This is a genomic window from Ornithinimicrobium panacihumi, from assembly GCF_052073805.1.
Lineage (GTDB): Bacteria > Actinomycetota > Actinomycetes > Actinomycetales > Dermatophilaceae > Ornithinicoccus > Ornithinicoccus panacihumi.
This window is the reverse complement of record NZ_JBQGWG010000023.1, coordinates 45712-54304: the sequence shown is the minus strand read 5'-3', so window position 1 is coordinate 54304 and position 8593 is coordinate 45712. Positions and strand designations below refer to the sequence as shown.

Sequence of the window (8593 nt, the reverse complement as noted above, 5' to 3'; positions counted from 1 at the left end):
GGCCCTTCAACTTTGAGCGTGGTGGGGCCCTGAGGTAGGGCTCGCGGCCCTGCGCCAACATGGGTGTTGTCTAGACATCCCATGAGCGAGGACCGCGAGCGTGCACCAGCCTACGTTCGACGTCGATGCGGCGTCGATCCTGTTCAACCTGTCCGGCTACCGAGTCGTCTCAGCCAGCCCTGCCGTCGGCGATGAGCAAGCGCGGCAGGTGGTGATCGAGACGACCACGAGCGAGGGCGCGTGCCCGTCCTGCGGGGTGCTGTCCTCGCGGGTCCAGGCTCGACCCATGCAGCACGTCAAGGACGTCCCGTGCGGCGGGGAGTCCCTGGACGTGCTCGTGCGCAAGCGGCGCTACGCCTGCCGGGAGCCGCTGTGCCCGCGGCGCTCGTTCACCGAGGAGACCGAGCAGCTGCCCGCCCGGGCCCGGGTCACGACCCGGCTGGCGGAGCAGGTGATCACCGCCTGTCGGGCCGAGCCGCGAGCGGTCTCCCGCGTCGCGCACGAGGCGGACCTGTCGTGGCCGACGGTAATGCGGATGCTCACCAGCACCGTGGACCTGGATACCGGCGTGGACCGCCGGCACGTCAAGCATCTGGGGATCGATGAGCACCGATTCCGCACCGTGCGCTACCTGCGCGATCCCGACACCCAGGCCGTGAAGCGGGTCGAGCCGTGGTCAATCGTGTTCACCAACCTGGACGACGGGGCCATCCTCGACGTCGTCGATGGACGCCGCGGCAAAGTCGTCACGTCCTGGCTGGCGGCCCGGCCGCGGTGGTGGCGCCGGCGCGTGCAGATCGTCGCCCTCGACATGTCCGGCGAGTTCCGTGCCGCCGTCCGCAGGGCACTACCGCGCGCCCGGGTCAGCGTCGACCACTGGCACGTGGTGCGGCTGGCGAACGAGATGGTCACCAAGGTCCGCCGGCGCCGGGTGTGGGAGCTGCACGAGCGCCGCGGCCGGGCCACCGACACCTCGTGGAAGTACCGCAAGCTGCTCACCTGCGCCGGTGATCGGCTCACGCTGCGTCAGCGGACCAAGCTGCAGCAGATCCTCGCCGAGGACGTTGAGCTGGCCGTCGCCTGGGGGATCAAGGAGCACGTCCGTCAGGTTCTCAGCGCCACTGACACGTCATCGTTCCAGCGGCACTGGGCCCACCTCGAGCGCGCCGTGCGCGCCACCCGCCTGCCCGAGCCCGCAGCGCTGTTCCGGACCCTGCGCGCGTGGCGGCGGGAGCTGCTCACCTTCTGCCGAACCAGGGTGACGAACGCGAGGACGGAGGCGGCGAACCTGACCGCGAAGACGATCAAGAGGGTCGGACGGGGGTACCGCAACCACGACAACTACCGATGCCGCATCATTGGCTACGCGCCCCGACCCATCGCGGCGTGAACACCCGCGCCACGCTCAAAGTTGAAGAGCCGAAAAACGGGGCAGATGCCGGAGGCCGCGGCGTCCGCGGGAAGTGCAGGGGCCGAGGGGGAGGGCTGGGGCGGCCGGCGGAGGATTGGGTGCGGGCGCGGGGGAGCACGTAGACTGGATGCCGGACCCCCCGTGCGGTGGTACCTCGGTGAACTCCCCCAGGGCAGGAATGCAGCAAGGGCAGCCGAGCTCTTCCAGGTGCGCGGGGGGTTCTTCATGCCCGGCGTGATGATGCCCGGGCGTCGTCGGCGCCCGAGCCGCAGGACGGCATACGTGCGAGGATGGGGCCGCTCCACGAACCACGACGCACGACCCATGCCGAAAGGACCCCGCATGCCTCTCCACGTCGGTTCCGAGGTGGGCCGCCTGCGCCAGGTGATCGTCCACCGACCCGGTCTCGAGATGAACCGCCTGACCCCGGACAACAAGGAGGACTACCTCTTCGACGAGATCCTCTGGGTCGAGCAGGCTCAGCGGGAGCACGACCACTTCGTCGAGGTGATGCGGGAGCGCGACGTCACGGTCCACCACTTCGACCGCCTCCTGCAGGAGACGCTCGCGGTGCCGGAGGCGAAGTCCTTCGTGCTCGACCACAGCCTCGACGAGCGCCACATGGGCCCGCTGGCGGCAGAGGAGCTGCGGGTCATGTTCGAGGGGATGGACGATGCGACCCTCACCCAGCACCTGATCGGGGGCATGACGAAGACCGAGGTGCTGGACCGCATACCCGTCACCCACTCCCTGCTCATCGAGCAGCTGCGTGACCACGACATGGTGCTGGAGCCGCTGCCCAACCACCTCTTCACGCGCGACACCTCCGCGTGGGTCTACGGCGGGGTCGCGGTCAACTCGATGCACAAGCAGGCGCGGCGCCGCGAGACCGTGCACTACGACGCGATCTACCGCTACCACCCGATGTTCGCCGACTCCGGGATGCAGTGGTGGGCGCACGGCGTCGACGACGGCCCGGCGACGGCCGAGGGCGGCGACATCCTCGTGCCCGGCAACGGCACCGTCCTCGTCGGGATCTCCGAGCGCACGACCGCGATGGGGATCGAGCGGATGGCGCGCAAGCTGCTGGCCGGCGACGAGGTCACCACGGTGGTCGCGCTCGACATGCCCAAGGCGCGCGCGGTCATGCACCTGGACACCGTGATGACGATGCTGGACCAGGAGACCTTCACCCGCTACACCGAGCTGCCGCTGCTGACGTCCTGGACGATGACCGCCGGCGACGTCGTGGACGGCGAGCTCGACATCCACGTCGAGCGCCACGACCCCTCCGAGATGGACAAGGTCATCGCGCAGTCGCTGGGTCTGTCCTCCATCCGGGTGCTCGCCGCCGACCAAGACCCGCGCGCCGCGATGCGCGAGCAGTGGGACGACGGCTGCAACGTGCTGGCGCTGGAGCCCGGCGTGGTCGTCGGCTACGAGCGCAACACGGTCACCAACGACTATCTGCGCGGCCAGGGCATCGAGGTGCTGGAGATCTCCGGCGGCGAGCTCGGCCGCGGGCGCGGTGGCCCGCGCTGCATGTCCTGCCCGATCGAGCGCGACCCGCTGGGCTGAGCCGTGGCGGTCCGTCGCCGGACCCCGGTGGCTGCCGGGGTCGAGGCCTTGGAGGTATGGCGCAGCTCGCCGGACCGCTCCTGCCTCGCCCGGTCCGTGGTCGCCACGGCGGTCCGCTACTCGCTCGAGGAGCTGGCCGAGGTCGCTCCCGGCCGGTCCGTGGAGGTGCGGGTCCCACCGTTCGCCGCGGTGCAGTGCATCGAGGGCCCGCGTCACACGCGCGGCACGCCCACCAACGTGGTCGAGACCGATGCCGCGACCTGGCTCGCCCTGGCGACCGGTGAGCTCGCCTGGGACGAGGCGGAGGCCAGCGGTGCCGTGCGCAGCTCAGGGATCAGGGCCGACCTGACGCCCTACCTGCCGCTGGGCTGACCAGACTGCCCGGCCTGCGGCTGGGCCGTCCGGCCTCATACGGTCCTGGCCGGCGGCAGCGGGAAGCTGTGGATGAGCAGCTGGACCCGGCGAAGCCCGGCCGCGCCCGCGTCCCCACTGACCTCGTCGTGGCGCTCCCGTGCCGCCTCGACGTGCTCCTCGACCACCGCAGAGAGGGCGTCGTTGAGGGCGATCGACTCCTCGGCGGTGAACGTCGCGATGGTCTGCGAACGCGTCCCCGTCCAGCGCCAGGTCGGGTCCTGCAGGTGATAGCTCGTCTGCCCGCTGCTCTCCCCGAGCAGGCGCGCGAGCTGGGCCGACGTGGCCGCGCCCTGCTCCTGGAGGTGGCGGTAGATCTGCATACGCAACGGGTGGGCGAAGGCCTTCATGGCGGCGACGTCGACGCGGCGGGCGGTGGTGCGGGACGAGGGGAGAGGGGTGGTGGGCGCTGGCGTCGGAGGAGTGGCGGCCGAGGCGCCCGTCACAGATCCTGCGTCCTGACGTCGGTTGAGCCATCGGCGATACTGGGGGGGTGACACGCGAGGACGAGGGCAGAGGCCGAGAGCCTGGAGGCCGAGAGCCTGACCACCACTCGTCGCACGAGGATGCGGCGCGGGTGGACGGGGACTGGCAGGGCAGTGAGCGGGTCGAGGAGGACGCGGGCACCACCTACCTGCCGGTGCGGCGGCGGCCGTCGCTGTCCCGCTTCGTGATCTCGGGGGCGCTCCTGGGCTTCATCATCGGCGGCCTGGTCGGCTTCTTCGGCCCGGACGCCCCCAACAGCTCGCTGACGCAGGAGGTCATCCTGCTCGGCATGGTCGGGGCGCTCCTGACCGGCGCGCTGGCCGTGGTCGCCTACCTGGTCGCGGACCGCAGCAGCCAGCGCGGCAGCTGACGTCGCGCCAGGGGCAGGGCGGCTCAGCCGCTGGCCGCCGGCTCAGCCCGCCGGCCGCCGGCCGCCGGCTCAGTCGGTGCAGCCGTCGGGGCCGCACGCAGGTGCGGAGTCCTCGGACGAGGCGCCGGCCACGTGCGTCAGCGTGGGGTGCTGCTCGGACCAGGCCTGGGCGATCGCGCCCTTGAAGACGTCGGCCGGCTGCGCGCCGGAGATGCCGTAGCGGCCACCGACGACCACGAACGGCACGCCACCGGCGCCGTATGCACGAGCGCCCTCGATGTCCTTATCCACGGCGTCGGAGTAGTCGTCGCCGTCCAGCACGCGCCGCACGGCGTCGGCCTCCAGCCCGGCGGCGGTCGCCAGCTCGCGCAGCACCTCGTGGTCGGTGACGTCGCGGGCCTGGACGAAGTAGGCGTCCAGCAGGGCTTCCTTCAGCGCACCCTGCAGCGCGGGGCCGCCGGTCTCCAGCGCCAGGTGCAGCAGCCGGTGACCGTCGCGGGTGTTGAGGTGCAGGGTGTCCTCGAGGCGGTAGTCCAGCCCCTCCTGGGCGGCGACCTGCCCGACCTGCTGCATCATCGCGGCGACCTGGCCCTCGTGGCCGTACTTGCGGGCCAGCGCGCTCGCCGAGGTCTCGGTCGGCGGCACGGGAGCAGACGGGTCCAGCTCGAAGCTGTGCCAGACCACCTCGACCTCGTCGCCGTGCTCGAAGTCGGCCAGCGCCGTCTCGAGGCGGCGCTTGCCGATGTAGCACCAGGGGCAGGCAATGTCGGACCAGACGTCGATACGCATGTCCTCGACAACCGGGCGTGACGCGTCACCATTCCCGGCGGCGGCCCGGCACCCTCCCGCACGTGACGCGTCATCTTTCCCGGCCCTCCCGCTGTGGGATGATCGCCTCGTGGCACGACCCGACGGACTGCTCTCGCACGACCTCCTTCCGGACGAGCGTCTGCCCCAGGACGCCTGCGGCGTCTTCGGGGTGTGGGCGCCCGGCGAGGAGGTCGCCAAGCTCGCCTACTTCGGCCTCTACGCCCTGCAGCACCGCGGCCAGGAGGCGGCCGGCATCGCGACCAGCGACGGCCAGCGCCTCGTGGTCTACAAGGACGTCGGCCTGGTCAGCCAGGTCTTCAACGAGTCGGCGCTCGCCTCCCTGCGCGGTCACTTGGCGGTCGGGCACTGCCGCTACTCCACCACCGGGCGCAATTCGTGGGAGAACGCCCAGCCCACGCTCGGCGGCACCGACGACGGCACCGTGGCGCTGACCCACAACGGCAACCTCATCAACACCGCAGAGCTGCGCGACCACCTCGCCGAGCTGCACGGCGGCGACCTGTCGACCACGCGCGGTGAGCTGCGCCGCGGCAACACCACCGACACGGCCATCGTCACCGCGCTCCTGACCGCCGACGGCGACCGCTCCCTGGAGCAGTCGGCGATGGAGGTCCTCCCGCTGCTGCGCGGCGCCTTCAGCCTGGTCTTCTGCGACGAGACCACCCTGTATGCGGCGCGCGACCCCCAGGGGGTCCGTCCCCTCGTCCTGGGTCGCCTCGAGCGTGGCTGGGTGGTGGCCTCCGAGACGGCCGCCCTCGACATCGTCGGCGCCTCCTTCGTCCGGGAGATCGAGCCCGGTGAGCTGATCGCCATCGACGAGAACGGCCTGCGCAGCAGCCGTTTCGCCAAGCCTGTGCCCAAGCGGTGCGTCTTCGAGTGGGTCTATCTGGCCCGGCCCGACACCACGATCGCCGGCCGCGAGGTCTACGACGCCCGTGTCGAGATGGGCCGCCGCCTGGCCAAGGAGCACCCGGTCGAGGCCGACATGGTCATGCCGACGCCGGACTCGGGCACGCCGTCGGCGATCGGCTACGCCGAGGCCTCGGGCATCCCCTACGGCCAGGGCCTGGTGAAGAACGCCTACGTCGGCCGCACCTTCATCGCGCCCTCCCAGACCATCCGTCAGCTCGGCATCCGGCTCAAGCTCAACCCCCTGCGCGACGTCATCCGCGGCAAGCGCCTGGTCGTCGTGGACGACTCGATCGTGCGCGGCAACACCCAGCGGGCCCTGGTGCGGATGCTGCGCGAGGCCGGCGCGGCCGAGGTGCACGTGCGGATCTCCTCCCCGCCGGTGCGCTGGCCCTGCTTCTACGGGATCGACTTCGCCACCCGCGCCGAGCTGATCGCCAACGGCCTGGAGCTGGAGGACATCGCCCGCTCGATCGGCGCAGACTCCCTGGGCTACATCAGCGAGGAGTCGATGATCGAGGCGACCGCCCAGGAGCGCGGCAGCCTGTGCACGGCCTGCTTCTCCGGGGACTACCCGATCGAGCTGCCCGAGGAGGGCAAGCTGGGCAAGGACGTCCTCGAGCTGCAGTTCCCGGTCGTCCACGAGGACGCGGACGTCACCGACGTGGGCACCCTGGACGTCGAGGGCGTCCCGGTCACCGCCTCGGCCGGCGCCGACGCGGCCGTCCGCCGACCCTGAGCCATGCTTGACCTGCACGTCAACCGGCCAGATGGTGGCCCGACCGGCCGGTTATAACTGGCTGGTCGGGCCACCATCTGGCCGGTCGGGCGGTGGCGACCCGGGTACGACCAGCCGAGGCGTCGACCGCATACCCTTGTGCTGCCTGCCCGAGACCTCCTGAGGGGACCTGCATGACCACGTCCGAGAACCAGCCGATCACCTACGCCAGCGCCGGCGTCGACGTCCACGCGGGGGACCGGGCCGTCGAGCTGATGAAGGCCTCGGTCGCGCGGGCCACCCGGCCCGAGGTGCTGGGTGGGCTGGGCGGCTTCGCGGGGATGTTCGACGCCTCCGCGCTCAAGGGCATGGAGCATCCCGTCCTGGCGACCTCGACCGACGGGGTGGGGACCAAGGTCGCGATCGCCCAGGCCATGGACGTGCACGACACGATCGGGCAGGACCTGGTCGGCATGGTCGTCGACGACATCGTGGTCAGTGGGGCCGAGCCGCTGTTCATGACCGACTACATCGCCTGCGGCAAGGTCGTCCCCGAGCGGATCGCCGCGATCGTGTCCGGCATCGCGCGGGGGTGCGAGATCGCCGGTGTCGCGCTCGTCGGGGGAGAGACCGCCGAGCACCCCGGTCTGCTCGACCCGGAGGAGTATGACGTGGCCGGCGCGGCGACCGGCGTGGTCGAGCGCGACAAGGTGCTGGGCCCGCACCTGGTGGAGAACGGCGACGTCGTCATCGCGCTGGCCTCCTCGGGCCTGCACTCCAACGGCTACTCGCTCGTGCGCCGCGTCGTCGCCTCCGCCGGCTGGGAATGGGACCGGCACGTCGAGGAGCTCGGCCGCACGCTGGGGGAGGAGGCGCTGGAGCCCACGCGCATCTACACCCGGCCGCTGCTGGAGCTGGTCCGCGCCGACCTGGGCCTGCACGCCCTCTCGCACGTCACCGGTGGTGGGCTCGCCGCCAACCTGGCCCGGGTGCTTCCCTCCGGGGTGCTCGCCACCGTCGAGCGCTGCTGGACGCCGCCGCCGATCTTCGGCCTGGTCCAGGAGCTTGGCCAGGTGCCGCTGCCCGACCTGGAGCAGACGCTCAACATGGGCGTCGGCTTCGTGGCCGTCGTCGCGCCGGAGGGCGTGGACCGCGCCCTGTCGCTGCTGTCGGAGCAGGGCATCGACGCCTGGACCGTGGGTGCGGTCGGTGACCCCTCGACGGCCGCGCTCTACGACGCGCCGGTCGTCCAGGGAGCCAAGGGCGTCGACGGCGGTGCCGTGATGATGCTGGGCGACTACCGCTACTGAGGCCGGTCGCTCCCGGGCTCCTACTGCTCCGCGGGGGTGCCCGGGGTCACGAGGATCCAGTACTCGCTCGGGCCACGGCTGCCGACGAAGGCGTTCCAGCGGATGCCCTCGGCGTCGCCGGTGAACTCGCGCCGGATCTTCTCGTTGCCGGGCTCGGCCAGGACCACGGTGGTGGCCGGCTCGGTGAGCCGGAGGCGGAAGCTGTTTTCCGGGCTGTTGACCGGGACGTCCTTGAAGGTCCAGGTGGACCCGGAGCTGGACGACGGCTCCTGCTCGTCGCTGGCGGCGACCTGGCGGGCGGTGAGGCCCTCGATCGGCGCGGGGTCGCAGGCCGCGGCCTGGACGTCCTGCCACGAGGCGTCCTCGGCGATCGGCTGCTGGCAGTGCCGCAGCTCGTAGGTCACGTCGGTGACGCCCATCATGCGGGTCCAGGCCAGGCTGATGATGACCGCGCCGAGCGCGATCAGGCCGAAGAGCACCCAGAACCTGTTGCGGTTGCGCTTCCCCTTGACCCTGGCCGTCTCGTCGGTCCAGACGGCCTCTGCTCGGTTGCGGTGCGTAGTCATGGT

At 71.5% G+C, this 8593-nt stretch carries 9 protein-coding genes and 1 other RNA gene; 7 read left to right on the top strand and 3 right to left on the bottom strand.

Annotated features, from left to right (window positions below):
• The first annotated feature begins 100 nt into the window (after positions 1–100).
• From ACTMMA_RS15665 to ACTMMA_RS15650, 4 genes are all read left to right on the top strand, one after another.
• Complete coding sequence (locus tag ACTMMA_RS15665; protein ID WP_441189508.1) at positions 101–1390, top strand: ISL3 family transposase; 1290 nt, start codon at positions 101–103, stop codon at positions 1388–1390.
• Between the two features lie 151 nt (positions 1391–1541).
• Positions 1542–1638: signal recognition particle sRNA small type (ffs, locus tag ACTMMA_RS15660), an RNA gene on the top strand.
• A 115-nt stretch (positions 1639–1753) separates the two neighbouring features.
• Positions 1754–2989 (top strand): arginine deiminase, encoded by a 1236-nt coding sequence (locus ACTMMA_RS15655; RefSeq protein WP_441191050.1) that lies wholly within the window; start codon positions 1754–1756, stop codon positions 2987–2989.
• Between the two features lie 3 nt (positions 2990–2992).
• Positions 2993–3361, top strand: coding sequence for a sterol carrier family protein (locus ACTMMA_RS15650; RefSeq protein ID WP_441191049.1), 369 nt, complete (start codon positions 2993–2995; stop codon positions 3359–3361).
• Positions 3362–3396: 35 nt separating this feature from the next.
• On the opposite strand, the gene ACTMMA_RS15645 is transcribed toward ACTMMA_RS15650, so the two are convergent.
• A complete protein-coding gene (locus ACTMMA_RS15645; protein WP_441191048.1) occupies positions 3397–3846 on the bottom strand; it encodes a winged helix-turn-helix domain-containing protein in 450 nt (149 codons plus the stop codon).
• 131 nt (positions 3847–3977) lie between these two features.
• On the opposite strand from ACTMMA_RS15645, the gene ACTMMA_RS15640 reads away from it, so the two are divergent.
• Entirely contained in the window at positions 3978–4256 is a 279-nt protein-coding gene (locus ACTMMA_RS15640; RefSeq protein ID WP_441191047.1) for a hypothetical protein, read from the top strand.
• 69 nt (positions 4257–4325) lie between these two features.
• Here the strand turns inward: ACTMMA_RS15640 and ACTMMA_RS15635 are convergent, their stop codons facing one another.
• Complete coding sequence (locus ACTMMA_RS15635; RefSeq protein ID WP_441191046.1) at positions 4326–5045, bottom strand: DsbA family oxidoreductase; 720 nt, start codon at positions 5043–5045, stop codon at positions 4326–4328.
• A 109-nt stretch (positions 5046–5154) separates the two neighbouring features.
• On the opposite strand from ACTMMA_RS15635, the gene purF reads away from it, so the two are divergent.
• Both purF and purM read left to right on the top strand, forming a co-directional pair.
• Positions 5155–6735 (top strand): amidophosphoribosyltransferase, encoded by a 1581-nt coding sequence (purF, locus tag ACTMMA_RS15630; RefSeq protein ID WP_441191045.1) that lies wholly within the window; start codon positions 5155–5157, stop codon positions 6733–6735.
• 173 nt (positions 6736–6908) lie between these two features.
• Positions 6909–8024, top strand: a complete 1116-nt coding sequence (gene purM, locus ACTMMA_RS15625; RefSeq protein ID WP_441191044.1) for a phosphoribosylformylglycinamidine cyclo-ligase — start codon at positions 6909–6911, stop codon at positions 8022–8024.
• 20 nt (positions 8025–8044) lie between these two features.
• Here the strand turns inward: purM and ACTMMA_RS15620 are convergent, their stop codons facing one another.
• Positions 8045–8590, bottom strand: a complete 546-nt coding sequence (locus tag ACTMMA_RS15620) for a hypothetical protein (RefSeq protein WP_441191043.1) — start codon at positions 8588–8590, stop codon at positions 8045–8047.
• Between the last annotated feature and the right edge of the window lie 3 nt (positions 8591–8593).